Below are 26,789 nucleotides of genomic sequence, written 5' to 3' on the forward strand. Positions count from 1 at the left end.
GGACATACCAGGCGCCCGCGCCGCCACGGCCCGACGACTCGGGCCCGGCGGCCCGGGCGGCACCTCGGATTCGGCCTACGGCTCGGCGGCGATGCGCTGCACCTCGGGCAGCAGGTCCTTCTCCAGCAGGTCGGTCAGGAAGATCGCCGCGACCCGGTGCTGGCGGTCCAGGACGATGGTCGCGGGCACCGTGCTGCGCGGGAAGTTCTTCAACGCCAGCAGCGACCGCCCCGACGGGTCGAAGATCGACGGGTAGGTCAGGCCGCGGTCGCGGTGGAAGTCGACGGCGGCCGAGCGGTTGTCGCGCACGTTGACGCCCAGCAGCTGCACGCCCTGCGCCGCCGTCTTGTCCTGCACCGCCTGCAGGTCGTCGGCCTCCGAACGGCACGGTCCGCACCAGGAGCCCCACACGTTGAGCACCACGACCTTGCCCTGGAAGTCGGCGATGCCGAGGTCCTTGCCCTTCTCCAGCAGGTTCTCCCCGTGCAGGCCGGTGAGCCTGCCGCGCTCCTGCGGCGGGTAGAAGATGCGCGTCTGCCCGCCCGGCGAGACGAAGGTGAACTCGCCGCCCTTCTCCACCGCGTCCTCACCCGCGGTGGCGCAGCCGCCGACCAGCGCAACCGCGCTGAGCGCCAGCGCCGCCCGGACCAAAAGCCGCCTCATGCCCCGGTCACCTTCGGGTCGGTACCGCCCGCGGGCTCGACGTAGGCGACCCGCACCAGTTCCTCACCCTGGAAGACCAGGCTGGTCAGCGACGCCAGCGAGCACTGCCTGCGGCGCGGGTCGTGCCACATGGGCTTGCCCTCCACGAACCGCCGCAGCGTCCAGATCGGAAGCTGGTGGGAGACGCACACCGCCTCGCCGCCCTCCGCCTTGGCACGGGCGCGGTGCGCCGCCGCCAGCATGCGGTGGGCGATCTCCAGGTACGGCTCGCCCCACGACGGGCGCAGCGGGTTCCACAGCTTCGGCCAGTGCCGGGGCGAGCGCAGCGCGCCGTCGCCGACCGACACCTTCAGGCCCTCGAACCGGTTGTCGGCCTCGATGAGCCGGTCGTCGGTCGCCACGTCCAGGTGGAACATCGCGCCGATCGGCCCGGCGGTCTGCTGCGCGCGCTGAAGCGGCGAGGCCACCACGTGGGTCACGCGGCGCCCGGACAGGAACTCCGCGACGATCTTGGCCTGCTGCTCACCGCGGTCCGACAGGCGGTAGCCGGGGAGCCTGCCGTAGAGCACGCCCTCCGGGTTGTGCACCTCGCCGTGCCGCATGAAGTGCACGACGGTCCTGCGCTCGTCGGTCATGCCCCGGCTCCCGGCTCGGTGGCAGCCGCGGCGGCCTTGGCGGCGTGCGGCAGCGCCTCGGCGATCGCGTCGAACGCGGCGTCGTCCATCGCGGCGTTGACGAACCACGCCTCGAACGCGCTCGGCGGCGGGTAGATGCCGCGCTCCAGCAGCGCGTGGAAGAACGGCGGGAAGCGCCACGACTGCTGCGCCTGCGCCCCCGCGTAGTCGCGCACCGGGTCCTCGGAGAAGAAGACGCTGACCAGGTTGCCCGCGAACGCCACCTGGTGCGGGACGCCCTCGGCGCTCAGCGCGGACCCGAGCAGCTCGCCCAGCCGCTCGGCGTTGCGGTCCAGGGCGGCGTAGACCTCGGGGGTCGCGGCGCGCAGGTTCGCCAGTCCCGCGGCGACGGCCACCGGGTTCCCGGCGAGCGTGCCCGCCTGGTACACCGGCCCGGACGGCGCGAGCCGCTCCATGACGTCGGCGCGTCCGCCGAAGGCCGCGGCGGGCAGCCCGCCGGACATGACCTTGCCGAAGGTGTAGAGGTCGCCCGCCACCCCGTCGATGCCGAACCAGCCCGCGGCCGAGACCCGGAAGCCGGTCATGACCTCGTCCATGACCAGCAGCGCGCCCGCGGAGCTGGTGATCTCGCGCAGGCCCCCGTTGAAGCCGGGCGCCGGGGCGATCGCGCCCATGTTGCCCGCGGCGGCCTCGGTGATCACGCAGGCGATCTCGTCGCCGTACTCGGCGAAGGTCCGGCGCACCGCGTCCAGGTCGTTGTAGGGCAGCACGATCGTGTCGGCGGCCTGCGCGCCGGTGACGCCCGGCGTCGTCGGCAGGCCGAGGGTGGCCACCCCGGAACCGGCGCTGGCCAGCAGCGCGTCGACGTGCCCGTGGTAGCAGCCCGCGAACTTCACGACCTTGCGGCGGCCGGTGAACCCGCGCGCCAGCCGCACCGCGCTCATCGTCGCCTCGGTGCCGGAGTTGACCAGCCGCACCTGCTCGACCGGGCCGACCCGGTCGATGATCTCCGCGGCCAGGTCGATCTCCCCGACCCCGGGGGTGCCGAACGACAGGCCGCCTGCGGCCGCCTGCCGGACGGCCCGCACGACGTCCGGGTGCGCGTGGCCGTTGATCATCGGGCCCCAGGAGGAGACCAGGTCCACGTACCGGTTGTCGTCGGCGTCCCACAGGTAGGTGCCTTCACCGCGCACCATGAACCGCGGGGTGCCGCCGACCGAGTGGAACGCGCGCACCGGCGAGTTGACACCGCCGGGCGTCACCGCGAGCGCCCGGTCGAACAGCTCGCGCGAGCGCGGAGCGCTTTCGGGGTTCGGAGTCGATGCGGGATTCGCAGCAGTCACGGCACCCAGTCTGACAGGCTGCCGGGTGTGCTCGACGTCACCCTGAGTCAGCTCGTGCGGGTGCGCACCGCCAGCACGGCCTGACGGCCGGCGTCCAGCACCAGCAGCCCGGCCAGCGTCGCCACCGCCACGGCCATCCCGATCCGGCTGCCGATGAGCCGGGTCGAGGCGCCCGCCACACCGCTGTCGACGGGCAGCGGGACCGACACCACCGCCTTGCCCCAGACCCACCAGGCGAGCAGCACCAGCAGCACCGCGACCCCGGCCTCGGCCGCCGCGACCACACCGCGCCAGGGCTGGTGCAGCGGCGCGGGCGTCCGCGGTGCCTCCAGCTCTTCCTCGCTCAGCCTCGGCCCGCCGGCGGGCCAGGGATCCGGAACCGTCACACCGGAAAGACTCTCACGAACGCCCGGCGTGGCCGGTTCCCCCCGCGCCGCCCCACCGCGTCAGCACCTCTGGCCCGCGGTCGTGCTGCCGCACCTGTGCGACCACCTGCGGCGAGAGATAGCCGAGCAAGCGGAAGATCCGCTCGCGGTGGGTCGTGAGGTCGCCGTCGAAGATCGGCTCGTGGTGCATGATCCGATTGCGCAGGTCCAGCATTCGGATCAGGTCGTGGTGCAGTTGGTCCCGGGGACCGGAGTAGTGCGGGAAAGCAAGGTGCAGCGCCGGGATCCAGAAGTCCCGGTCGTTGGACCGGCTGAGCAGCGACACCCAGAAACCGAAGGTCAGCTCGGCCACAATGTCGTCCGCGGTGGGCTCGACGACCTCCTTGCGCTTGATCTTGTATTTGGCGTGCGCGACCTTGCGCTGACCGTTGGACCGCAGCGGTGCGACCGCCCACCAGTCGTCCCGGCCGAAGCGGCGGCGCAGGCGCTCGTTCAGGGCGTTGCGCAGGCTGACTTCGAGCCAGTGCAGCGGACCGTAGAAGGCCTCGGAGAGCTCGATGTTCCACTGGTACAGGCGCAGCGCCACCTCGGCGTCACCATCGGCGGCCGTGCGGTAGCGGTCGAACCTCGCCGCGGAAAGGGCACCGTGGACCCAGTCCAGAGCTTCGGTGTTCATGTAGTCCCTCAGAAGGATGGTGATGGTTGCGGCGGACCGGATTTCCCGTGGTAGTGTTCAACGCGTGAGCCCCGGGGCGCCTCTGCTTTGCATGCCACCCGGGGCATTTTGCTGCCGCTGAGGCCTTCCTCGGCCAGCCTTGTCGATCAGACTATCGATCACCCAACGCGGTCGTCCAACTGCTCCGCGTAGCGGTCACTCCTCGCGGAGCAGCCTCCGCAGGGCCGTGACCAGGGATTCGGGATCGCGGGCCCACGCCAGCACGACGCGGTCGTCGGTGAGGCGCAGCGGCACCTCGCCGGTGCCCTTCGGCGCGGTCCAGCCGCCGCCGAGCACCCGCGCGCCGACCGGCGCGCCGACGTCGGTGGCCGCGGCGATCCGCTCGACCTCCAGCACCTCGCGGCCGACCGCCAGGTTCGTGGGCGTGAGCCGCACCGAGCAGACCTTGCGCCTGCCGTACACCCAGACGGTCGCAGCCGCGGCGAGAGCTCCCGCCAGCAGCAGCCAGGCGACCAGGTGCCTCGGCCCGGGAGTCAGCAGCTCGACCGCGACGCCCACGAGCGCGAAGGCCGGGCCCCACAGCACCGGCCACCAGCTCGCGCCGCGTTCGGCGTAGAGGACGGGCTCAGTCATGCTCACCCGTCAGCCACTCGCCGCTGGCCGGCCACCACAGCAGCACCAGCGCCGCCACCAGGCCGACGGCGAGCGGCAGGTTCGAGATTCCGGAGGACATCGTCACCACCAGGTGCAGCAGGCCGCACACCGAGAGCACGATGCGCGCCCACGGCCGTCGCTTGCGGATCAGCAGGGTCGTGGCGCAGTAAACCAGCACGAAGAACACCTGAACAGCGGTGTTGAGGGTCAGCAGCTCCCACGCCCGCTGCGCGGCGTGCTCCGGCGAGGCCGCACCCTCCTGGACCAGGCGAACCGGCAGCTCGGCGCGGTCGAGCCACATGCCGGCCACGCGCACGACGAGGAACGCGGCCACCACCCACCACAGCAGGATCGCCACCAGGAGCTGGCGCGGCGGGCCGTCGCGGTCGGGTGCGGTGTTCATGCCCACTTCCTAGCAGCGCCGGAAACGCGAGGGGCGCGGTGGTTCCGCCGGAACCACCGCGCCCCCTTTGCTTGCGGGGGCCTCAGCCCCGGTGGCTCGCCGCCTGGAAGTACCAGTTCGACGGCTTGACGAACACCAGCGCGATGAAGGCCCCGCAGCCGACCAGGCCGAGCGCGTTCGTGGCGTAGCTCATGGCCATGAGCCCGCCCGGCAGCTCGAAGCCCTCGCTGCCCGTCAGGTTGATCGGCCCGCTCACCAGACCGGTGAGGCACGACACCGCCCAGATCGACGCGAGGACGGTCAGCGTGATGCGGGCCCAGTTGCGGCCGGCGCGCAGCTTGAACCCGAACGCGATCCAGAGACCGGTCAGGATCAGGTAGAAGAAGATGAAGATCCCCATCACGATCATCACCGTGTAGCCGATGGCGTTGCGGAAGTCGTCCATGCCGTCCCCCTGCGGCATCGCTCCGCTGAGGGCCTGCATCGCCATGAGCATGACCACGGCGGTGAGGACGGTGAACAGCAGCGGGTTGACGATGGCGACCCAGAACGCGAGGTTGACCGTCTGGGGCCGCCGGACGCCCGCGAGTTCGTGCGCGGGCACCTGCGGTGCCGCGTAGGGGCTCATCTGACCGGGCCCGTAACCAGGCGCTCCCTGCGCCGGAAAGCCGCCCGAAGGCGTCCCGTACTGCTGTCCCCCTTGCGGGTACTGCTGGTACCCGCCCTGCTGCCAAGGACCCTGTGGAGATGTCACAGCAGAGACAGTAGGAACCGCGAGCGACGGTTGTCCACCGAATCGGCCACAACCGTTGCTCGTGCGACGACGTCGCCGGTCAGCGGCGCTTCGCGGTCGCGAAGTACTGGTTGGAAGGCGTAAGCCACGCGCACACGACCGTCGCGCCGACGGCCAGCATTTGCAGCAGCGCCAGCAGCATCGCGGTGGCGCCACCCGTGGAACCGCCCAGCAGCGCGGGGCCGGTCACCACGAACCAGATGATGCCGACCACGGTGATGACGATCCGCGCCCAGTTGCGCCCGCGCCGCATGAAGAACAGGAACATGATCCACAACGCCGCCACGGCCGCCATGAACACCAGCGAGCCCACCACGAACGCGGTGTAGATCGTGCGCGCCTCCTGCATCGAGAGCTGCACGTCCGGCGACTGCGCCTCCCGCAGGATCATCCCGAGCTCGGCGTCGTCGATCGACAGGAACGACGCCAGCATCATCGCGAAGCCGACGACCACGCTGGCGATGCCCATCCAGAACGACAGCGTGACCGAGTCGGGAGGCCGCGCCACCGCGGACTCCCGGTCGGGCGGGGGCGGCGCCGAGTACGGCTGCTGCCAGGGCTGGTCCGGAGTAGTCATACCCCGACGGTAGGAACGCCGGACCTGCCCGTCTAAGGACGAACGGCCTGCTTGGGGCCGCGTCCGCGCAGCTCGTGGAAGTACGCGTTGGACTCCGGGTGGAACATGAGCACGATGGCGGCCAGGTCCACGAACATGATCACGACGGAGAAGGCGATGTCCACGCCGGTGAGCGTGCCACCCGCCAGCCGGTTGATCATGTCGAATCCGAGTGCGCCGATCAGCAGTGACAGCATCGCGGTGCCCAGCGCGTTGAGGCCGCCGAGCACGGTCAGCACGATCCGCGCCCAGTTGCGGCCCTGGACCATCCGCGTCGACAGCATCACGTAGACCAGCAGGCTCAGCGCCGACATCATCAGCGAGGAGGCGATAGTGCTGGTGACGGCGGAGTCGACCTGGTCCTGGCGAAGCTCCGGCGCCTGCTGCCGCAGGTTGGCGACCAGCGCCGAGCGGTCGCTGAGGCGGACGAAGGAGCCGGCGAAGCCGACCAGGACCCCCGCCACCCACAGCCGCCGCGCGAGCAGCAGCCAGCGCGGCGGGGTTGGGGTCTTCGGTTCGACCGGGCGCCCGAAGGCGTCGACCTGGCTCACCGGCCCGCCTTCAGCCAACGCGCGGCCTCGGCCGCCCAGTAGGTCAGGACGATGTCGGCCCCCGCGCGCCGGATGGAGGTCAGCGACTCCAGCACGGTGCGCTCCCGGTCCAGCCAGCCGTTGGCGACCGCGGCCTCGACCATCGAGTACTCCCCGGACACCTGGTAGGCCGCGACGGGCACGTCGGCGACACCAGCGATGTCGCGCAGCACGTCCAGGTACGACATCGCGGGCTTGACCATGACCATGTCGGCGCCCTCGGCCAGGTCGAGGTCCGCCTCGCGCAGCGCCTCGCGGCCGTTGGCCGGGTCCTGCTGGTAGGTCTTGCGGTCGCCCTTGAGCTGGGAGTCGACCGCGTCGCGGAACGGGCCGAAGTACGCCGACGCGTACTTCACCGAGTAGGCGAGCACGGCGGTGTCGGAGAAGCCGGTCGCGTCCAGCGACTCGCGGATGACCCCGACCTGGCCGTCCATCATCCCGCTCGGGCCCACGACGTCGGCGCCGGACTCGGCCTGCACCACCGCCATCTCGCCGTAGACCTGCAGGGTCCGGTCGTTGTCGACGGCGCCCTCGGAGTCCAGCAGTCCGCAGTGGCCGTGGTCGGTGAACTCGTCCAGGCACAGGTCGGCCATCAGCACGGTGTCGGAGCCGACCTCGGCGGACAGGTCACGCAGCGCCACGTTGAGGATGCCGTCCGGGTCCGTGCCCGCCGAGCCGACGGCGTCGCGCTCGGCGGGCACGCCGAACAGCATCAGCCCGCCCACTCCGGCCGACACCGCCTCGACGGCGGCCTTGCGCAGCGAGTCCCGGGTGTGCTGCACCACGCCGGGCATGGATGGGATCGGCATCGGCTCGGCGATGCCCTCCCGCACGAACATCGGCAGCACGAGATGCCTGGGTTCCACGGAGGTCTCCGAGACCAGGCGGCGGACAGCGGCGTTCTTGCGAAGCCGACGCGGACGGTGCGACGGGTACATGGGCTTCCTCGCGAACTGCTCGTCTTCAGGTTGGGTCCGCCCGCACCGGGAAGCACCGGCCGCGCGGGCCGGTGCCGCCGGGCGGAGGACTGCATCCGCCCGGAGGCGGATGGAGGTCGGGCCGGGACGCACCGGACGCACCGGCGCATCCCGGTCCATCATCCGCCCGGGGGCGGATGGGGGTCGGACCCGGGTCCGGACAGACGCGGCAGCGTCGCGGCGGACAGACGCGGCAGCGTCTGCCGGGCGGGCCGGGAGGTGGGTGATGACCACCGGCTGACGTCGGCATGTAGGTCTCGGTCCGGTGGTGGCTGACGGCCTGGCCTGCCGGGCGCCCGGACGACGCGGCAGCGTCGCGGCGGACGCGGCAGCGTCGCGGCGGACGCGGCAGCGTCTGGAGAGCCGGGGTCCGGTCGGCGGCGGAGCCGGCAACCTCGCGGCGGACGCGACAGCGTCACGGCGGACCAGACGCGACAGCGTCACGGCGGACGGGGTCCGGCCGGCGGCGGAGCCGCGGACCGGGCGGCGGAGCCGTGGGCCGGGTGGCCTGCGGACGGACGCGGCAGCGTCTGTCCGGCCGGAGGGGCTGCGGGATCGCGGCTTCCTTCCGGCCGGAGCGGACCTACCGGGCCGAGCTACCGGGCGCGGCGGTCGGCCTTCCGACACGCCGGAGGGTTTCCGGGGTGTCGTCTGGGCCGGTGGGTCGGGCTCGGGCTCGCCCCTTCCGACACGGCGGGCAGTGCCCGGGCCGACTCCGGGCCCGGGCAGGTCGGGGCTGGGCCTCGACCCACCGGACATGCCGGAGAGAGCACGAGCCGACATCCAGGCCCGGGCAGGCCGAGGCTGGACCTCGACCCACCCGACACACCGGAGAAAGCACGAGCCGACATCCAGGCCCGGGCAGGCCGAGGCTGGACCTCGACCCACCCGACACACCGGAGAAAGCACGAGCCGACATCCAGGCCCGGGCAGGCCGAGGCTGGACCTCGACCTACCCGACACGCCGGAGAGTGCACGAGCCGTCATCCGCCCGAAGGGCGGATGGTGCTTCGCACCACTTGACGCTCCATCTGGAGCGTCAAGACCTCCGGGCCCTCTTGGCCTTCTTCGGGGGCGGGAGGGCGCCTTCGGCGCGGAGGCGGGCGGCGTGCTCGGCCAGGGCGTCGACCAGGACCGGGATCTGCGGGACCTCCGGCTGGACGTCGACGCGCAGGCCGAACTCCTTGGCCGTCTCCGCCGTGCTCGGGCCGATGCAGGCCACCAGGGTCCGCGCGTGCGGCTTGCCCGCGATGCCGACCAGGTTGCGCACGGTCGAGGCCGAGGTGAAGCAGACCGCGTCGAACCCGCCGGTCTTGATCATCTCCCGGGTCTCGGCCGGCGGCGGCGCCGCCCGCACCGTGCGGTAGGCCGTCACGTCGTCGATCTCCCAGCCGCGCTCGCGCAGACCGGCCGCCAGCGTCTCGGTGGCGATGTCCGCGCGCGGCAGCAGCACCCGGTCCACCGGGTCCAGGATGTCGTCGTGCGGCGGGAAGTCCTGCAGCAGACCCTCGCTGGACTGCTCCCCGGAGGGGACCAGCTCGGGGTTGATGCCGAAGGAGCGGACCTTCTCCGCGGTGGCCTCGCCGACGCAGGCGATCTTGACGCCGGAGAAGGCGCGGGCGTCCAGCCCGAACTCCCGGAACTTCTCCCACACCGCGCGCACGGCGTTGGTCGAGGTGAACACCACCCACTGGTAACGGCCGTCGACCAGGCCCTTGACCGCGCGCTCCATCTGCGCGGGGCTGCGCGGCGGCTCCACCGAGATCGTCGGGACCTCGTGCGAGACGGCGCCGTGCGACCAGAGCCGCTCGCTCATCGAACCGGCCTGCTCCTTGGTGCGCGGCACCAGGACCTTCCAGCCGTACAGGGCGCGGGACTCCCACCACGACAGGCTGTTGCGCTCGGACACCACGTCGCCGATGGTCACCACGAGCTGCCCCTGCAGCTCACCGGCGTCGGCGGCCAGCGAGGCCAGCGTGGTGTCGATGGTGCGCTGCTGGACCGTGGTGCCCGACGCGGTCACCGCGACCGGGGTCTGCGCGGCCCTGCCGTGCTCGACCAGCGCGGAGGCCGCCTCGGCCAGGTGGGTGCCCGCGGTGTGCAGCACCAGCGCACCCGGCACCTTGGCCAGCGAGGCCCAGTCGACGTCGCCGCGGACATCGACCTCGGCGTGCACCGCGCCCAGCGCGACACCCGCGTAGGCGGGCACCGCGGAGCCGGCGGGAACGCCGGGAACGATGTCGAAGGCGACGTCGGTCTTGGCGACCGCCTGCACCTCGCGCACCACCGCGTCGGCGGTCAGCGGGTCGCCCGCGACCAGCCGGACCACGGGGCGGCCCGTCTTGGCCTCGTTGGCCAGGTCCAGCGCCACGTCGGCCGGGTCGCCCACCGCGGGGCGCACCTCGGCGCCCTCGGCGGCCAGCCCGACGATGTCGGCGGGTACGTCCGGATCGGTGACCACCAGCGATGCGCTGGTGATCACGTGCCTGGCCCGGACGGTGAGCAGTCCAGCATCACCGGGGCCTGAGCCCACGAAAGCAATCCGTCCGGGGGTCTTACGTGCTCGGGTCATCAGGGCACTCCCCATCAACTACTGCCCAGGGCCGCTGAGCAGGGCGGCCCTGGCATCGAGCAGCTGGGCGGCCAGTTCACGGCCCAGCTGCTCAGCGGCGGTCGTCTCACCAGTGACGGAGGCGCGCAGCAGGTCGACGCGCCCGGAAGCGTCGTCGACAGCCACCACCCCGCGCACGAACAGCCGCTGCGCCACGCGGCCGTCTGCGTCGAGGTCCTCCACCACTTCGGCCAGCGCGCCGACAGGCGCACTACAGCCCGCTTCGAGCGCGGCCAGCATGGCGCGCTCGGCGGCCACCGCGACGCGGCTGGCCTGATCGTCCAAAACGGACTGCAGCAGGTGCTCGGTGTCCACGTCGTCGACGCGGCATTCCACTGCCAGCGCGCCCTGTGCGGGCGCGGGCAGCATCTGCAGTGGATCGAGCGTTTCCGTGATCCCGGCGAGCCGGCCCACGCGGGCCAGGCCGGCGCGGGCGAGCACGACGGCGTCCAGCTCGCCGTCGGTCACCTTGCGCATCCGGGTGTCCACGTTGCCGCGGATGTCGCGCACCTCCAGCCCGAGGCCGAGGGCCTTGAGCTGGCCTGCGCGACGCGGCGAACCGGTGCCCACGACGGAGCCCGGGGGCAGTTCACCGAGCGTCAGACCGTCCCGGGCCACCAGCGCGTCCCGGGGGTCCTCGCGAACCGGAACGGCGGCCAGCGACAGCCGCGGGTCCGGTGCGGTCGGCAAGTCCTTGTAGGAGTGCACCGCGACGTCGACCTCACCGTCGGCGAGGGCGTCGCGCAGCGCGGAGGTGAACACGCCCACGCCGATCTCGGCGATCGGCGCCATCGACCGGTCCCCCGGCGTGCTCACCGTCACCAGCTCCGTGCGGTAGCCGGCTTTCTCCAACGCTTCGGCCACCCATGAGGTCTGCGCCATCGCCAGCGCGCTGCCCCGGGTACCGATGCGGAGGGTCTTGTTCAACGGTCATCACCGTCCTGTGCAGGCAGATCGCGCAGCTCGTCGCGGGCGCCCGGAGCGCCGGCCCGGCGGGCCTCGGCCACCGAGGCCGAGCCGCGCGCGCGGCCGTCGTCGGCCTGCGCGGTGCCGAGCACCGCGGCGGTCTGCGGATCGAGTTCGAAGAGTTCGCGGAGTGCGTCGGCGTAGCCGGAGCCACCGGGCGTCGACGCGAGTTGCTTGACCCGGACGGTCGGCGCGTGCAGGAGCTTGTCCACCACGCGGCGGACGGTGCGCGCCAGCTCGTCTCGGACGTCGCCTTCCAGCGCGGGCAGCTTGGAGTCCAGCCGCAGCAGCTCGGCGTCGACCACCTCGGCGGCGCGCTTGCGCAGCGCGGTCACCGTCGGGGTCACCTCGGCCGAGCGCTGCGCGGCGAGGTAGCCGCGCACCTCCTCGGCGACGATCGCGGCGGCCCGCTCGGACTCGTTGCCGCCCTGCTGCTCGGAAAGCCTGCGCTGAAGCGTCGCCAGGTCCACCACGGTCACCCCGGGCAGCTCGGCCACCTCGGGCGCGGTGTCGCGGGGCAGGCCGAGGTCGCAGAACACCAGCGGACCGCGGTCGCCGGTCTCGACGTGTTCGGTGGTGACCACCGCGCCGACGGCGCCGGTGCAGGTGACGACGAGGTCGGCCCACGAGATCGCCGACCGCAGCCCGTCGAGGGCCACCGCGCTGGCGGGCACGCCGTCGGTGCGCAGCGACTCGGCCAGCCGCTCGCCGTTGACGGCGGTGCGGTTTGCGATCACGACCTCGCCGATGCCCGCGCGGCGCAGCTGCGCGGCGGCGAGCCCGCCCATCGAGCCGGCGCCGACCAGCAGCGCGCGGCGTCCGGCCAGGCCGCCGAGCTCGGTCTCGGCGTCGGCCAGCGCCTCCGAGACCACCGAGGCGCCCTCGGAGTCGATGCCGGTCTCGGCGTGCACCCGCTTGCCGACCCGCAGCGCCTGCTGCGCAAGCTCGTGCAGGGTCCTGCCGACCGTGCCAGCCTCGTCGGCCACGCCGTAGGACTGGCGGATCTGGCCGAGGATCTGGGCCTCGCCGACGACCATCGAGTCCAGCCCGGCGGCGACCGAGAACAGGTGCTCGACGGCGGCGCCGGCGTAGAAGACGTACATGTGGTCGGTGAGCTCGGCCACGTCGGAACCGGAGTGGCGGGCCAGAACCGAGGTCACGTCCTCGAGGCCGCCGTGGAACGTCTCGGCGACCGCGTAGACCTCGACCCGGTTGCAGGTCGACACCACGAAGGCTTCGCAGATGTGGTCGCGCTGGAGCAGCTCGTGCAGGACCTTGCCGAGCTCGTCGGCACCGATCGCGACTCGCTCCAGGACCCGCACCGGCGCGCTGTGGTGCGAAAGCCCGACGGTGAGCAGGTTCACGGCCGAACCACCATCCCGTTCATCGGGTCGATCTCGTTGCCCACCGCACCGCCGGAGGGCGCGCCGTCCGGTGCCGCGCCGTCCGGGGACGGGGCACCGATGCCGGCACCGTCGACCGCGGCCGCTTCCTGCTGCCTGCGGGCGACGTGGAAGGAAAGAATCTGCATCTCCACCGCCAGGTCCACCTTGCGCACCTCGACCTCCTCGGGGACCTGGAGGACGACGGGCGCGAAATTCAGGATGCACGCAACGCCTCCGGCGACCAAACGGTCGCAGACCTCCTGCGCCCCCTGCACCGGAGTGGCGATCACGCCTATCGTCACCTCGCGCTCGGCGCACACCTCGACGATGTCGTCGATGTGGCTGACCGGGATACCTCCGACCGGGACGCCCACCAGATCGGGGTCGAGATCGAAGAGCGCGGAGACCGGGAAACCCCGGCTCGGGAAGCCGCCGTAGTTGGCCAGGGCGTGACCAAGATTACCGATCCCGACCACCGCGACGCTGTGCTTGCGGGTCAGTCCGAGCGTGCGCTCGATCTGGCCGACGAGCACCGAGACCTCGTAGCCGACGCCCCGGGTGCCGTAGGAACCGATGTAGGACAGGTCCTTGCGGAGCTTGGCCGAGTTGACCCCGGCCGCGGCGGCCAGCTCCTCGCTGGACACCGTGCTGACGCCCTGCTCCCCCAGAGCCGACAACGCACGCAGGTACACCGCGAGCCGCGCCACCGCCGCCTCCGGGATGGCCCGGGCCCGCTCCCGCGCCGCGGGCACCTCGATCGCCGCCTCCGGCGGCCGGTTCGACGACTGGCCGGGCTGCGACGGACCGTCGGCCGCGGCCTGCCCGTCGCCGTCCTGCACGCCCTCTCCGTGGGCCGTCACTGGCTCTCCCTCGCCCTGGTGCTGCGTTCCGCACGCCGTCCGCTTCTCCGGTGGCGCGCGTTCGGTCACCCGTGTTCCGGCGCGGTGGAGGCGGAACACGTGCGGCCGTGCCGGAGCCCGGCGATTCGCACACCGGTTCCGCTGCCGATCCCACGCCGCCCGCTCGGCGTAACGGCCACGACCGAGCACCACCCTTTCGGGGGTCACTCGACTTGCCGTCGCGCGGATCCGGCGACACGACCCCTTACACCGTAGCTACTTGTGAACACATGCACAAAGTCGATGCCGGGGAAGGTAGCCAGACCCACAGCCTGGCGCCCACATCATCGCCGATCGCCCCCCGACGTGCCAAAACGTCTGGTGAGAGGGCTGCGGCGAACGTCACTCGCGCCCCGGGGCGTCCGCCGCGGAGCCGGCGGGCGGGCCGCCCGGGCCCGCCGTGGCGGCCCGTGACGTCGGCGGTGCCGCCGATCACGGCGGCGGTGCCGCGGCGTGTCGGGGGCGGCGTGTCGCGGGGGCGGCGGGGGTCGGCGCCTGGGTGGGGTGGCTTGGCGGGGTGGGTCGGTTTTGGGGCCGGGGCGCGTGGGTTTTCGAGGCAGCGGGCTTGACCTGGCGGGTCGCCTTTGGAGCGGGGGCGCACGGGTTTTCGAGGCAGCGGGCTTGACCTGGCGGGTCGCCTTTGGAGCGGGCGCGCGGGTTCTCGGGGCAGCCGGCTTGGCATCGCGGATCGCCTTGAGAGCGGGGGCGCGCGGGTTCTCGGGGCAGCCGGCTTGGCATCGCGGGCCACCTTCAGCGCGGGGGCGCGTGAGTTTTCGAGCCACTCACCCCTGGCCATGCGGCTTGCGGTGGGTTTGGGGTTTCTGGGGCGCTCGCCGCCCCCAGCCCCCGGCAGGTCTCCGGGATGAGTGGGTTTTCGAGGCATGCTGCGGTTGGCGGTTGGCGGTTCTCATCCCGTCGACCTCCACGAGGGCTATCAGACCGCGTCAAGGAGGCCGGTTTTCGAGGCATGCTGCGGTGGGGAGCGAGCGGGCCCCCTTGACACGGTCTGATCGGGCTGGCGCCAGGTCGACGGGATGAGAACCACAGCACCACCCTGTGGGAGGCCTCCGGTGGTGCTGGGCGTTTGCCTCTCCTGATCAGGAGGGGCCGAGGGACTCGGCTGTCCGCGTGGGCTCAGCGCGCGAGCGCGGCGCGGAACCGGTCCTCCTCGACCTTCCAGAAGCCGTGCTCGACGTCGTCGATCAGGATGACCGGCACCCGGTCGCCGTACTCGGCGCGCAGGTCCGGGTCGGTGTCGACGTCCTCGGCGTGCCAGCCGACGCCGAGTTCACCGCAGATCCGCTCGACGTCGGCGACGGCCTGGTGGCAGGCGTGGCAGTCCTCCCGGACCATCACGGTGACGGTGTGAGCGGCGGTGCCGGTCATGTTCGCTGCGCCTCCACGAGCTCGGGTTCGCCCCCATTCTCGCCGCCCGGCCCGGGCGGCGTCCGGGCGGCTCAGCCGCGGAGCACCCGCCGCGCGACCTTGCCGGTCGGGGAGTGCGGCAGCGACTCGGCGAACTCGACCACGGCCGGGACCTTGAACTTCGCCACCCTGGCCGCGCAGTGCTCGCGCACGTCCGCCGCCGACAGCCCGGCGCCGTCGGCCTGCACGACCACCGCCTTGACCGCCTCGCCCGTGCCGCCGTCGGGCACGCCGACCACGGCGGCCTCCACCACCCCGTCGAGCTCCAGCAGCACGTGCTCGACCTCGTGCGGGTAGACGTTGAAGCCGTTGACGATGATCAGGTCGCTGGCCCGGTCGACCAGGTGCAGGTCGCCGTCGGAGTCCAGGTAGCCGACGTCGCCGGTGCGGAACCAGCCGTCGGCGTCGGGACCGTGCTCGCCGTCGGGCCAGTAGCCGCTGAACAGGTTCGGCCCGCGCACCGAGACCCGGCCGGTGTCGCCGTCGTCGTCCTCGGCCAGCGGCATTCCGTCGGAGTCGACCAGCCGCAGTTCGACACCGGGCAGCGGCCTGCCGACCGAGCCGGGTTTGGCGTGCCCGCCCGCGAGCGTCGTGGTGACCACCGGACCGGTCTCGGTGAGGCCGTAGCCCTCGAACACGTCGAGTCCGGTCGCGGCGCGCACGGCGGCGGCGACCTCGGGCCCGAGCGGGGCGGCGCCGGAGGTCAGCAGGCGCACCGTGGCCATCCCCTCGCGCAGCCGGTCGGACGGGAGACCGAGCCACGCCGCGTACATCGGCGGGACACCGACGACGGTCGTGACGCGCAGCCGGACGATCGCGTCGAGCGCCTCCTCGGCGTCGAAGCGCGGCAGCAGCACTGCGGTCGCACCGACCGAGGCGACCTGCAGCAGTCCGGGACCGAGCCCGTAGACGTGGAACAGCGGCAGCGCGAGCAGCACCCGGTCGGCGGCGTTGACCGGCATCGGGCGGAGCTTGCCGCACTGGCGGGCGTTGGCCAGCAGCGCGCGGTGGGAGAGCATCGCCGCACGCGGAGGACCGGAGGTTCCAGACGTGTAGGACAGCACCGCGAGGTCGTCGCCGCGGGTCCGCACGGACACCGGATCAGGTTTGGCACTGAGTGTCAGTTCGGGTGGCGGCAGGACCCGCGCCTCGGCCCCGTCCACGGCGTCCTGGTCGGCGATCAGGACCCCGGCGCCGCTGTCGGCGACGATCCGCGCCAGCTCGGGACCGGGTGAGGACGTCGGCAGCGGGACCACCACGCCGCCCGCGCGCAGCACCCCGAACAGGGCCACGCAGAACGCGACGCCGGTGGGCAGGCGGATCGCCACCCGGTCGCCGGGGGCGACCCCCGCGGCGAGCAGCCTGCGCGCCTCGCCGTCGACCACGGCGTCCAGCTCGGACCAGGTCAGTCGGCGCGCGGTCGGACCATCGATGAGCGCGGGGTACTGGGGCCCGCGGCGGGCGGCTGCCGCCACCAGGTCCGCGATGTTGCCGGCCTCCAGCCGGCTCGCCGGCTGGAGGCCGGGACCGTCACCGTTCATGCCCGGGGACGTCTCCGCCGACATGGCGACCTCCTCGCTTCCGCGCCGAACTCGTCGGCCGCAGTCTTGCACGAGTGGCCGAAATCACCCAGCAATTCGCCTGGATCGTGCGTAACGAATGGCCCTCGGTGCCAAATTCACCTACCTCTTGGCCTACCTACTTATGAGTAGCAACACGTATGCTGCTCCCCCAACCGCCCAACATCGACAGCAAGCCGGCCACACGGCCGCAACCGGCGACGCCTCTCGGTGCTCCACACCGAGACCGGACCGAAACGCCCCCAAGGCAGGAGGTCGGTCGAGAAATGAGCAGCACGGACACGCTCGAACCCCCGGTCACCCAGATCGCGGCCCGGCACGCCACCCGGGTCCGGCCTGCGCGCACCGCGCCCGAGACGCCGTCGCCGGAGTTCGCGGAGACGGCCGACCGGGTCACGGCGCCGGGGACCATCGCGGCACCCGCCACGACCGCGCGAACCCCGGTGCCCAGCGCGGTCGAGCCCAGACCAGCCGTCGGAACGGCGACGCTGCCCCGGACCGGCGCGCCCGCGCCCGCTACGCCGGCTGAGGCGAACGCGCCGGCCCCAGAAGCCACGCCAGGGACGTCACCCGCGGCCGAACCCGAGGGGCCCGGCGAGAACTGGGCCTACGTCGACGCCGCGCAGAAAGGCGACAGCGACGCGTTCGGCAAGCTCTACGACGAGTACTCCCAGGTCGTCTACCGCTACGTGCTGTTCAGGGTCGGCGACCACTGCCTGGCCGAGGACATCACCAGCGAGACCTTCCTGCGGGCGCTGCGCCGGATCGCCTCGGTCAGCTACCAGGGCCGCGACGTGGCGGCCTGGTTCATCACCATCGCCAAGAACCTGATCTTCGACCACATCAAGTCCAGCCGGAACCGCCTGGAGGTGCCCACCGCCGACCTGGCCGAGACGCCGTCGCAGCGCAGAACGCACCAGGTCGGGCCGGAGCACCACGTGCTCAGCGAGGTGACCAACCGCGAGCTCCTGCACAGCGTCTGCCGCCTCAACACCGACCAGCGCGAATGCATCCGGCTGCGGTTCTTCCAGGGCCTGTCGGTCACCGAGACGGCGGCCCGGATGAACCGCAACGAGGGTGCGATCAAGGCGCTCCAGCACCGCGCGATCCGGCGCCTCGCCCAGCTCCTGCCCGACGACGTGCGCTGAGGAGCCGGGCGAGTTGCCACAGCCACGGCATCCCGGTTGAACACAGGCTTTAAGCTAGGGCCCTGCTGTTCGGGCGTGCCGAGCCCGGATCCCAGCCCTGGGCTACCAGGACGACACGAACACCGGAGGAACCCCGGGAGGCGCGGCGGTGCCGACACGTCAGGGCTCAGCCGATGGCGCGAGCCACGACGGCGAGCAGGATCTTCACGTGCCCGATCCGATGGACAGCGCCAAGGTCGCCGGTCGCGCCTCTGCCGAGGCCGCCGTCGCCGCAGCCGGGGTGCCGGACGGCTCGCTGGCCGCGCCGCCGGACCTCACCGCGGCGGCGTTCTTCGACGTCGACAACACGATGATGATGGGCGCCTCGCTGTTCCACTTCGCCAGGGGGATGGCCGCCCGAAAGTTCCTGACCGCCTCCGACCTGGCCGGGTTCGCCTGGCAGCAGCTCAAGTTCCGCGTCGGCGGCCGGGAGAACCCGCAGGACGTCAAGGCCAGCAGGGAGCAGGCGCTGTCGTTCGTGCGCGGTCGTGCGGTGCAGGAGCTGGTCGAGCTCAGCGAGGAGATCTACGACGAGCTGATGGCCGACCGGATCTGGGCGGGCACCCGGGCGCTGGCGCAGATGCACCTCGACGCCGGGCAGCGGGTGTGGCTGGTCACCGCCACGCCGGTGCAGCTCGCGCAGATCATCGCCCGCAGGCTCGGGCTCACCGGCGCGCTGGGCACGGTCGCAGAGAGCGAGGACGGCGTGTTCACCGGCCGGCTCGTCGGGGAGATGCTGCACGGCAGGGCCAAGGCGCACGCGGTGCGCGCGCTGGCGGCGAGCGAGGGCCTGGACCTGCGGCGCTGCACGGCCTACTCGGACTCCTCCAACGACGTTCCGATGCTGTCGGCGGTCGGCACCGCGGTCGCGGTCAACCCCGACCAGCGGTTGCGGGACATCGCACGCACCAGAGGCTGGGAGATCCGCGACTTCCGCACCGGCCGCAAGGCGGCCAAGATCGGGCTCAACTCGATCGCCGGCGCCAGCGCGGTCGCCGGGGCGATAGCGGCCGGGCTCGCCTACCGGCGCCGCGACCGCTCCTGACGCCTGACGCCGCCGGGGCCCGTACCCGCCCAGGGCTCGGTTCAGGTGGCTCAGCAGCCGACAGCCGGCTGCTAGCCGATCAGGGTGTCGCCCGCCATCGCCACGCGCATCGGTGTCCACAATGGACGTCCGGGCCGGGCGATGCATCCGCCGAGAGCAGCCGAACGGGTGCACCGAGTTCGGCGCGTTGGCGGGATCAGTGCCACCGCGGTGACCGGTGCGGCAACCTGGTTCCCCGCTCAGAGGTAGTCACGCCAGAACGGGACCGTGGCTCGCGGTCGCCAGCCGTCGTCGCGCGGAGGTGGCGGCACCTCGAACTCCCGGCGCACGTAGTCGGCTAGGTCGGCGCCGTAGTAGATGCAGTCCGCGCCGTACAGCGACAGGACGGGGTGGCCGTAGGAACCGCGGCCCGCCGGCAGGTAGCGGTGGGCGTAAACGGGGACGATGGCCGGGGCCTGCGCCACGTGCACCTTCGCCACCTCGACCGCCTCCTCCGGCTTATCGGGACGCGGCCCCCAGCTCCGCCGCCAGTGCCCGTGCCGGACGTCGCACAGCAGGAGGTCGGCGGCTTTGCCGATCTGCGCGCGCAGTTCGCCAGGGTCGCCGTTTCGCCAGTCGGGCCAGGGGCCGGACCGCTCCGACCTCGGCCGGCCCACCGGCAGCCCCACCGCGAGGAAGGCGCGGTGGTCGGCGGCGAACTCGAAGCCGTGGCGGGCCTCAACCCAGTCGAACTCGGCGTCGGTCAACCCGGGTTCGATCTCGCAGCAACCGAGTTCGGCGAGCCGGCGCGCCGCTTCCTCGCCGATGCGGGTGCCTTCGTCGTCGCTCACCCGGCCAGGCTGCCACCCGCCGCAAGGGGCGATCAGCCGTCCCTGCTCGGGCGGGCCAGCGTGCAGACCAGCTCGCCGTCCTCCTCCGCCGCGAGGATCGTGTCGCCCGGTTCGACGTCGCCCTTGAGCAGAAGGTGCGAGATGCGGTTGTCCAGCTCGGTCTGGATGGTGCGGCGCAGCGGGCGGGCGCCGAACTCCGGGTGGTGGCCCCGGTCGACGAGCCACCGCTTGGCCCCGTCGGTGACCTCCAGGTCGACCTCCTGCGCTCGGAGGAGCCGCCTGCTGCGGTCCAGCAGCAGGTTGACGATGCCCGCCAGGTGCTCCCGCGCGAGCCCGTGGAAGATGATGATCTCGTCGACCCGGTTCAGGAACTCGGGCTGGAAGCGGCTGTGCAGGTCCTGCATCAGCTCGTCCCGGATGGTCTCCACCGAGCCGTGGTGGGCCAGGATGCGCTTCGCGCCGATGTTGCTGGTCATGATGACCACGGTGTTGCGGAAGTCGACGGTGCGGCCCTGCGCGTCGGTCAGCCGCCCGTCGTCCAGGACCTGCAGCAGCGCGTTGAAGACGTCCTGGTGCGCCTTCTCGATCTCGTCGAACAGCAGCACGCTGTAGGGCTGGCGCCGTACCCTCTCGGTGAGCTGCCCGGCCTCCTCGTGGCCGACGTAGCCGGGCGGGGCGCCGACGAGCCGCGACACCGTGTGGCGCTCCTGGAACTCGCTCATGTCGAAGCGCACCAACCGGTCCTCATCGCCGAAGAGGAGCCCCGCCAGCGCCTTCGCCAGCTCGGTCTTGCCGACCCCGGTGGGCCCGAGGAACAGGAACGACCCGACCGGGCGATCCGGATCACCCATCCCGGCAAGGCTCCGCCGCACCGCCTCGGCGACCGCGGTGACCGCCTCCTCCTGCCCGACGACCCGTTCGTGCAAGGCCTCCTCGAGCTTCAGCAGCCGCTCCTTCTCGCTCTCGGTGAGCTGGGCGACCGGGATGCCGGTCCGCCGCGAGAGCACCTCGGCGATGTCGTGGCCGGTGACGTCGCTGACGCCCTCCCGCCGCTCGGAGATCCCGGCCAGCTCGCCCTCGACGACCTCGATGTGGTGCTTGAGCTGGGCGGCGCGTTCGTAGTGCTCGCCGCTGACCGCCTGGTCCTTCTCCCTGCGCAGCTTGGCGAGCTCGTCCTGGCGCTCCCGGACACCGGTGCTGCGGCGCATCGAGCGCAGCCGCACGCGGGCACCGGTCTGGTCGACCAGGTCGATGGCCTTGTCCGGCAGGAAGCGGTCGCTGACGTAGCGGTCGGAGAGCACCGCGGCCGCGGTCAGCGCCTCGTCGGTGAACCGGACCCCGTGGTGCGCCTCGTAGGAGTCGCGCAGGCCCTCCAGGATCTGGACGGTCTCCTCGACCGACGGCTCCGGGATCATGACCGGCTGGAAGCGCCGCTCCAGCGCACCGTCGGTCTCCACGTACCTGCGGTACTCGTCGACCGTCGTCGCGCCGATGACGTGCAGCTCGCCCCGGGCCAGCGCGGGCTTGAGGATGTTTCCCGCGTCCATGCCGCCCTCGCTGCCCCCGGCACCGACGACGGTGTGCAGCTCGTCGATGAACAGGACCACCCGTCCCTCGGCGTCGCGGACCTCGTCGATGACCTTCTTCAGCCGCTCCTCGAACTCGCCCCGGTACTTCGAGCCGGCCACCAGGCCGGTGAGGTCGAGCGCGACCACCCGCTTGCCGGCCAGCGTCTCCGGGACGTCCCCGGACGCGATGCGCTGCGCGATGCCCTCGACGATGGCGGTCTTGCCGACACCCGGCTCACCGATGAGCACCGGGTTGTTCTTGGTGCGGCGGGAGAGGATCTCGATGGTCTGCTCGATCTCCTCGCCGCGCCCGACGACGATGTCGAGCCTGCCGGACCGCGCCTGCTCGGTCAGGTCGCGGCCGTAGTCGTCGAGCGTCGGGGTGTCGCTCGGTCCGGCGGTCGCCGGGATGCCCTCCGCGCTCGCGGCTCCGTCCACGCGGTCGCGCAGCTTGTCGGTGTTGATCTCCTGGGACCGCAGCAGCTTGACGGCTGCGGCGTCCGGGTCGTCGAGCAGCGCGCCGAGGACGTGCTCCGGACCGATGTAGGACACGCCGGCCGCGCGGGAGCGCGCGTGCGCCCGGATCAAAGCGCGTTTGGCCGAGGGCGTCAGCCCCGGGCTGGCCGAGGGCTGGCTGCTGGCGCCCGGCAGGATCTCGGCGATGCGGTCGGCCAGGTGGTCCGGTTCGGCTCCGGCGCGGATGAGCAGGCCGCGCGCGGGTTCGATCTGGGTGGCCGCCCACAGCAGGTGCTCGGTGTCGAGGTCGGAGCTGCCGTCCTGCTTGGCCCGCTCGGCGGCCGCGGAGATCAGCTCCGTGCCCGCCTCGGTGAGCAGCCTGCCGATCGGCACCCGCTGCACCGCGGGCGGCGAGGCCGTCGGCGCGATGCCGAGGAACCGGTTGAGCAGCTCGGCGAACGGGTCGTGGGAACTGAAGGAGGAGGGAACGCTCATCCTGCACCATCCCGAGCCTGAGTAGGTCCGGTGAGGACCGGAGGCGGAAAGCCCGGCCCCGTCCCCGGACTCGACCGGCCGCGCGCAGTCCGGCCGTCTGCCGCAACCGTGCGCTCGCACGTCGCGGACGGCAAGTGGATGCCGTCGCGGGGGATGCGCGGTGCAGCGTTCAGATCGCCGTTCCGGTGCCGGGGCCTGCCGCAGCAGGTCCCGGACACGGCGTGCGGCACGGTTCGCACGGCCCCCTTCCCCACAGGCCGACCGTGCCGAACAGCACAAATAGACCAAGGGATCACCGCGGCGGCAACTCAGGCGGCGCGGCGCTGATCGCCTTACAATCCGCGCCCGCCACGGCAACGCCGACAGCGCAGCGCTGACGGACCCGTGCGTGCGTTCCGGCGCGGGGACAGCGGCAACCGCGTCCCGGTCCGGAGGATCAGCCCAGGAAGACGTTCCGGCGCTGCAAGAGCAGCCGGTAGAGGGTCTGCTGGATCGTCTCGCGCACCTGGTCGGACAGGCCGAACACCAGCATCGGGTCGTCAGCCGCACCATCCGGATAGCCGGCCGTCTCGATCGGCTCGCCGAACTCGATGTACCACTTCGACGGCAGCGGGACGGCCCCGAGCGGCCCGAGATGCGGGAAGAACGGCGTCACCGGGAAGTACGGCAGCCCGAGCAGCCTCGCCAGCGGCTTGATGTCGGCGAGCTTCGGGTAGATCTCCTCGGCGCCCACGATCGAGCAGGGCACGATCGGCACGCCGGTGCGCAGCGCCGCCGACACGAAACCGCCGCGGCCGAAGCGCTGGAGCTTGTAGCGGTCGCGGAACGGCTTGCCGATGCCCTTGAAGCCCTCCGGCCACACCCCGACCAGTTCGCCGCCGCTGAGCAGCCGCTCGGCGTCCGGGTTGCACGCGAGCGTGTGCCCGGCCTTCCTGGCCAGCGCGCCGACGACCGGCAGCCGGAACACCAGGTCGGCGCCGAGCATCCGCAGGTGGCGACCGGCCGGGTGGTGGTCGCGCAGCGCGACCGTGGTCATCATCGCGTCCCACGGCAGCGTTCCGGAGTGGTTGGCCACGACCAGCGCGCCGGAGTCGTCGGGGATGTTGTGCAGGCCCGTCGCCTCGACCCGGAACCACTTCTCGTAGAACGGCCGCAGCGGGGGCATGAAGATCTGGTCGGTCAGCTCCTCGTCGAAGCCGAACTCGTCGACCTTGTAGTCGCCGAGCAGCCTGCGCCGGGTGAACGCCAGCGCGTCGGCCAGCGCGTCCTCCCAGTCAGGGCGGCCTCCTGCCGTGCCGGCGCCGGCGACGCCGGCGGAACCGGCCTGCCCCGCACCGTCCTCCGGCGTTCGGCCATCGACGAGGTCCGGCCCGACGTCGCGCGCCTGCCCGCCGGTGCCCGCCCGCTCGTCGGGCGCCGCGTCCGCAGGGGCCTCGGCCCGCGCGGACGAGCCCTTCGACCGGACCGAGCCGGCGCGCCCGCCGCCGGCCGGCGCGCCGGCGTCGGAGGCGGACCTCCGCTCCGACGCGCGCAGCGGGATCACCCGTGCTTCCGCCATCGCCCCTCCCTCGGGCAGTACTCGCTCAACGCAGTCGCGCGATCGCGTCGCCGATCCCGCGCTCGACCGACCGCACCCGCTCCGGCGCGATCACCGGCCGCAGGTCGCGCCCGCGCACGAAGTCGTCGAAGGCCTGCTGGGTCGTCCACCGCGGGGTGAACGCGAACCGCTCCCGCAACCTCGTCGTGTCCACGACGCGGCCGAAGTTCAGATACCGCAACTGCTCGGGCGAGAAGTCCACCAACCGGGTGCTGCGGAAGAAGCGGCTCACCGGCGACAGCGCCAGGCTGGGCACCGGCATCGCGATCCGCCCGGCCCGCCGGATCGCCTGCGAGAGCATCAGCACCCCGTCGCCCGCGACGTTGAAGACGCCGGGGGAGTCCCCCATCGTCGCCTGCTCCAGCACGGCCAGCGCGTCCTCAGAGTGCAGCAGTTGCAGCCGCGCGTCGAACCCGAACACGGTCGGCACGACCGGCAGCTCGAAGTAGCGGGTCAGCACCGCGTCGATGCGCGGGCCGATCAGGTTGGTGAAGCGCAGCGTGGTGATGCCGACGTCCGGGCGCCTGCGGCCGAAGCCGCGGACGTACCCCTCGATCTCGACAGCGTCCTTGGCGTAGCCGGAGGTCGGCAGGTCCTTCGGCTCCATGTCCTCGGTGAACACCGCGGGGTCGCGGGGGCTCGACCCGTACACGGCGCTGGTGGAGCGCACCACGACCTTGCGCACCAGCGGCGACTTCTGGCAGGCCGCCAGCAGCTGCATGGTGCCTATGACGTTCATTTCCTTCATCGTGGCCCGCCCGCCGGGACTCGAATGCGAGTTCACCGAGGCGTGCACGACGGTGTCGACCTTGGCGGTCGCGATCACCTTCGCGATCAGCGGGTTGCGGATGTCGGCGCGGACGAACTCGGTGCGGCCCATCCGGCGGAGCAGCTCGCGGCCGGGCTGGGTGGTGTCGACGCCCAGTACGCGCTCCACGGCGGGGTTGGCGGCAAGGCGCGCGGCCAGATGTCCGCCCAGGAACCGGCTGACCCCCGTGACCAGGACGACGTTCGGCACCTCGCGCCTCCCCGTTCCGCGTCTACGAGGAGCTGCCCGGAGCGGCGCGCTCGCGCCTCCCGGCAGCTCACGTCCTGCGGCAGTCCTACGACCCGGCTGCCGATGCTACCGCCGCAATCCTCCACCAAACGGGTCCGCGAGGTAACGGCGCCGGGTCCACATCGCCACCATCAGGTTTCCCCCTGGACGACCGGGTCACCCGGTGGGACGGCTCCCGGACCGGGCCGAACGGGCGGTCGAGAAAAACCACCGCCGCCGGCCCTGTTCGGCCGACGGCGGTTGAGGCAGGTGGCGAAGGCTCACTTGCCCAACTTGCGACGCTGGACGCGGGTCCTGCGGAGAAGCTTGCGGTGCTTCTTCTTGGACATGCGCTTGCGGCGCTTCTTGATGACCGAGCCCATGCGGAATCCTTAGCTGTCGTCGGCGGAACTGATGTCATCACGTGCCGGCGCGGCACCGCGGGAGCAATGGCACCAGGCACGACCGACTGGCCACTTTACCCGCCCACGGGTGAGGGCCCGACGACGCGGGGTACGTCGGCCCGTCTGCGCGGGGTGCTCGGCCACTCGCGGTCGCGCGATCAACCCGCGTTGTAGTAGGCGTGCTCCAGGTAGGCGTGCACATCCTTCTCCGCGACGCGGAAGGAGCGCCCGACGCGGGCGGCGGGCAGTTCGCCGGCGTGCACCAGGCGGTAGACGGTCATCTTCGACACTCGCATCAGCTTCGCCACCTCGGCGACGGTGAGGAACCGCACCTCGCCGATACCGGGAGGGGACTGCTGGCTGGGTTCGGAGTTCGCGGACATGCTTCACCGATCCTCCGCACGCGTCGCGTCACCGGCTTCCCCTCCGGCGAGAACTCACGCGCGTGCTCCATCGAGAGTAGCGGGACTGCTGTGCTGCATGCGACGTATCGAACCGCTGGACACCGGCTGCTGCCTGGTGCTTCGGCCGGTGACGCGCGCAACCGATGCTCCGCCGTCCGCGCCGCTCGCGCACGGCGAGCCCTGGCGCGCGGGCGGGTTCAGGCGGCCCGGCCGTCCACGCCGGCCGGGCTCAGCGTGTGCGGCTCGCCCGTACCGGCTCAAACGCCTCTGCGCGCCCGTACAGGTTCAGCCACGCTCGGCTCGCCCGCTTGCGCTCAGTCCTCGCGGTGGGCGCGGCCCAGCTCCACGGAGCGGTCCCTGGCCGCCTCGATCGCGTCGATCAGCGCCGCCCGGACGCCGTGCTTCTCCAGCTCCCGGATGCCGGCGATGGTGGTGCCAGCCGGGGACGTGACCGCCTCCCGCAGCATCACCGGGTGCCCCTCGTCGGAGCGCAGCATCGCCGCCGCGCCCACCGCGGACTGCACGATCAGGTCGGCGGCCACCGCGCGCGGGATGCCGAGCAGGATCCCGGCGTCGATCATGGCCTCGACCAGGTAGAAGAAGTACGCCGGGCCCGATCCGGAGAGCGCGGTGACCGCGTCCTGCTGGCTCTCGGGCACCCGCACGACCTTCCCGACGCTGCCCAGCAGCTCCTCGACCAGCCGCAGGTGCTCGTCCTCGGCGTGCTCGCCGCCGGAGATCGCGCTCATCGCCTCGCCGACCAGCATCGGCGTGTTCGGCATGACCCGCACGACCCGCGTGCCCTCGGGCAGCCTGCGTTCGAACAGCGCGGTCGACAGACCCGCGCACAGCGACACCACCAGCTTGCCCGACGGCAGGTCGGCGGCCATCTCGTCCAGCAGCGGCTCGATGTCCTGCGGCTTGACCGCGACCACGATGACGTCCGCGCGGCGCACCGCTCCGGCGACGTCGACGTGCTCGACGCCGTACTTGGCGGTCAGCTCCTTGGCCCGCGCCGGGTAGCGCTCGGTGAACAGCAGGTCCTCCGGGGACCTCCCGGCGTGCAGCAGCCCCGACATCAGGGACTCACCGATCTTGCCCGCTCCGAGTACCGCGATGGTCGTCATGCCCAGCAGCCTGCCAGAACACGCTGGGTGCTCCCGCC

26 protein-coding genes are annotated in these 26,789 nt (G+C 72.4%); 2 read left to right on the plus strand and 24 right to left on the minus strand.

The genetic code is table 11. The features are described from left to right. Nucleotides 1-75 precede the first annotated feature (75 nt). The 17 genes from SACE_RS33425 to SACE_RS33505 all read right to left on the minus strand — a co-directional run bounded on the left by SACE_RS33425 (nucleotide 76) and on the right by SACE_RS33505 (nucleotide 16,587). Nucleotides 76-663: a TlpA family protein disulfide reductase gene (locus SACE_RS33425; protein WP_031334407.1), complete on the minus strand. Its 588-nt coding sequence runs from the start codon at nucleotides 661-663 to the stop codon at nucleotides 76-78. Next, nucleotides 660-1,298 (minus strand): histidine phosphatase family protein, encoded by a 639-nt coding sequence (locus SACE_RS33430; RefSeq protein ID WP_009944001.1) that lies wholly within the window; start codon nucleotides 1,296-1,298, stop codon nucleotides 660-662. Before SACE_RS33430 ends, SACE_RS33425 begins: the two co-directional genes overlap by 4 nt. Then, entirely contained in the window at nucleotides 1,295-2,641 is a 1,347-nt protein-coding gene (gene hemL / locus SACE_RS33435; RefSeq protein ID WP_021341652.1) for a glutamate-1-semialdehyde 2,1-aminomutase, read from the minus strand. Before hemL ends, SACE_RS33430 begins: the two co-directional genes overlap by 4 nt. A 47-nt stretch (nucleotides 2,642-2,688) precedes the next feature. Further along, nucleotides 2,689-3,027: a hypothetical protein gene (locus tag SACE_RS33440; RefSeq protein ID WP_009943999.1), complete on the minus strand. Its 339-nt coding sequence runs from the start codon at nucleotides 3,025-3,027 to the stop codon at nucleotides 2,689-2,691. A 13-nt stretch (nucleotides 3,028-3,040) separates the two neighbouring features. Further along, a complete protein-coding gene (locus SACE_RS33445; RefSeq protein WP_009943997.1) occupies nucleotides 3,041-3,703 on the minus strand; it encodes a hypothetical protein in 663 nt (220 codons plus the stop codon). Nucleotides 3,704-3,898: 195 nt separating this feature from the next. Continuing rightward, nucleotides 3,899-4,336, minus strand: a complete 438-nt coding sequence (locus SACE_RS33450) for a hypothetical protein (protein ID WP_009943996.1) — start codon at nucleotides 4,334-4,336, stop codon at nucleotides 3,899-3,901. Then, on the minus strand, nucleotides 4,329-4,760 hold the full coding sequence (locus SACE_RS33455) for a hypothetical protein (protein WP_009943995.1): 432 nt from the start codon (nucleotides 4,758-4,760) through the stop codon (nucleotides 4,329-4,331). Before SACE_RS33455 ends, SACE_RS33450 begins: the two co-directional genes overlap by 8 nt. 82 nt (nucleotides 4,761-4,842) lie before the next feature. Further along, a complete protein-coding gene (locus SACE_RS33460; RefSeq protein WP_143538267.1) occupies nucleotides 4,843-5,514 on the minus strand; it encodes a hypothetical protein in 672 nt (223 codons plus the stop codon). Nucleotides 5,515-5,593: 79 nt separating this feature from the next. Then, nucleotides 5,594-6,130 (minus strand): hypothetical protein, encoded by a 537-nt coding sequence (locus SACE_RS33465; protein ID WP_009943993.1) that lies wholly within the window; start codon nucleotides 6,128-6,130, stop codon nucleotides 5,594-5,596. Between the two features lie 32 nt (nucleotides 6,131-6,162). Then, nucleotides 6,163-6,720: a hypothetical protein gene (locus tag SACE_RS33470; protein WP_009943991.1), complete on the minus strand. Its 558-nt coding sequence runs from the start codon at nucleotides 6,718-6,720 to the stop codon at nucleotides 6,163-6,165. Continuing rightward, entirely contained in the window at nucleotides 6,717-7,697 is a 981-nt protein-coding gene (gene hemB / locus SACE_RS33475) for a porphobilinogen synthase (RefSeq protein ID WP_009943990.1), read from the minus strand. Before hemB ends, SACE_RS33470 begins: the two co-directional genes overlap by 4 nt. A gap of 1,078 nt (nucleotides 7,698-8,775) precedes the next feature. Then, on the minus strand, nucleotides 8,776-10,308 hold the full coding sequence (locus SACE_RS33480; RefSeq protein ID WP_011875209.1) for a bifunctional uroporphyrinogen-III C-methyltransferase/uroporphyrinogen-III synthase: 1,533 nt from the start codon (nucleotides 10,306-10,308) through the stop codon (nucleotides 8,776-8,778). Nucleotides 10,309-10,326: 18 nt separating this feature from the next. Then, nucleotides 10,327-11,274, minus strand: a complete 948-nt coding sequence (hemC, locus tag SACE_RS33485) for a hydroxymethylbilane synthase (protein ID WP_009943987.1) — start codon at nucleotides 11,272-11,274, stop codon at nucleotides 10,327-10,329. Then, nucleotides 11,271-12,677, minus strand: coding sequence for a glutamyl-tRNA reductase (locus SACE_RS33490; RefSeq protein WP_009943986.1), 1,407 nt, complete (start codon nucleotides 12,675-12,677; stop codon nucleotides 11,271-11,273). Before SACE_RS33490 ends, hemC begins: the two co-directional genes overlap by 4 nt. Continuing rightward, nucleotides 12,674-13,558, minus strand: a complete 885-nt coding sequence (locus tag SACE_RS33495) for a redox-sensing transcriptional repressor Rex (protein WP_009943984.1) — start codon at nucleotides 13,556-13,558, stop codon at nucleotides 12,674-12,676. The genes SACE_RS33490 and SACE_RS33495 overlap by 4 nt, the downstream gene beginning before the upstream one ends. A gap of 1,173 nt (nucleotides 13,559-14,731) precedes the next feature. Further along, nucleotides 14,732-14,983 carry a glutaredoxin family protein gene (locus SACE_RS33500; protein WP_009943983.1) on the minus strand — a complete coding sequence of 84 codons (252 nt, stop codon included), beginning with the start codon at nucleotides 14,981-14,983 and terminating at the stop codon, nucleotides 14,732-14,734. A 71-nt stretch (nucleotides 14,984-15,054) separates the two neighbouring features. Then, nucleotides 15,055-16,587: an AMP-binding protein gene (locus SACE_RS33505; RefSeq protein ID WP_009943982.1), complete on the minus strand. Its 1,533-nt coding sequence runs from the start codon at nucleotides 16,585-16,587 to the stop codon at nucleotides 15,055-15,057. Between the two features lie 503 nt (nucleotides 16,588-17,090). Here SACE_RS33505 and SACE_RS33510 point away from each other — a divergent pair. Both SACE_RS33510 and SACE_RS33515 read left to right on the plus strand, forming a co-directional pair. Then, nucleotides 17,091-17,750 carry a sigma-70 family RNA polymerase sigma factor gene (locus SACE_RS33510; protein ID WP_231850120.1) on the plus strand — a complete coding sequence of 220 codons (660 nt, stop codon included), beginning with the start codon at nucleotides 17,091-17,093 and terminating at the stop codon, nucleotides 17,748-17,750. A gap of 220 nt (nucleotides 17,751-17,970) precedes the next feature. Continuing rightward, on the plus strand, nucleotides 17,971-18,834 hold the full coding sequence (locus SACE_RS33515) for an HAD family hydrolase (RefSeq protein ID WP_009943980.1): 864 nt from the start codon (nucleotides 17,971-17,973) through the stop codon (nucleotides 18,832-18,834). A gap of 239 nt (nucleotides 18,835-19,073) precedes the next feature. Here SACE_RS33515 and SACE_RS33520 read toward each other — a convergent pair whose 3' ends face one another. The 7 genes from SACE_RS33520 to proC all read right to left on the minus strand — a co-directional run bounded on the left by SACE_RS33520 (nucleotide 19,074) and on the right by proC (nucleotide 26,751). Further along, the gene (locus SACE_RS33520; RefSeq protein ID WP_009943979.1) at nucleotides 19,074-19,664 is read right to left on the minus strand and encodes a hypothetical protein; all 591 of its coding nucleotides are present in this window, start codon (nucleotides 19,662-19,664) and stop codon (nucleotides 19,074-19,076) included. 32 nt (nucleotides 19,665-19,696) lie between these two features. Next, a complete protein-coding gene (locus SACE_RS33525; protein WP_009943977.1) occupies nucleotides 19,697-22,183 on the minus strand; it encodes an ATP-dependent Clp protease ATP-binding subunit in 2,487 nt (828 codons plus the stop codon). Nucleotides 22,184-22,619: 436 nt separating this feature from the next. Then, entirely contained in the window at nucleotides 22,620-23,741 is a 1,122-nt protein-coding gene (locus tag SACE_RS33530; RefSeq protein WP_009943975.1) for a lysophospholipid acyltransferase family protein, read from the minus strand. Between the two features lie 25 nt (nucleotides 23,742-23,766). Further along, nucleotides 23,767-24,798, minus strand: coding sequence for an NAD-dependent epimerase/dehydratase family protein (locus tag SACE_RS33535; protein ID WP_009943974.1), 1,032 nt, complete (start codon nucleotides 24,796-24,798; stop codon nucleotides 23,767-23,769). 299 nt (nucleotides 24,799-25,097) lie between these two features. Beyond that, complete coding sequence (locus SACE_RS37035; RefSeq protein WP_003402602.1) at nucleotides 25,098-25,199, minus strand: 30S ribosomal protein bS22; 102 nt, start codon at nucleotides 25,197-25,199, stop codon at nucleotides 25,098-25,100. Nucleotides 25,200-25,378: 179 nt separating this feature from the next. Then, complete coding sequence (locus SACE_RS33540; protein ID WP_009943973.1) at nucleotides 25,379-25,603, minus strand: helix-turn-helix domain-containing protein; 225 nt, start codon at nucleotides 25,601-25,603, stop codon at nucleotides 25,379-25,381. 335 nt (nucleotides 25,604-25,938) lie between these two features. Continuing rightward, a complete protein-coding gene (gene proC / locus SACE_RS33545) occupies nucleotides 25,939-26,751 on the minus strand; it encodes a pyrroline-5-carboxylate reductase (RefSeq protein WP_009943972.1) in 813 nt (270 codons plus the stop codon). Between the last annotated feature and the right edge of the window lie 38 nt (nucleotides 26,752-26,789).

The organism is Saccharopolyspora erythraea NRRL 2338, assembly GCF_000062885.1.
Taxonomy (GTDB): domain Bacteria; phylum Actinomycetota; class Actinomycetes; order Mycobacteriales; family Pseudonocardiaceae; genus Saccharopolyspora_D; species Saccharopolyspora_D erythraea.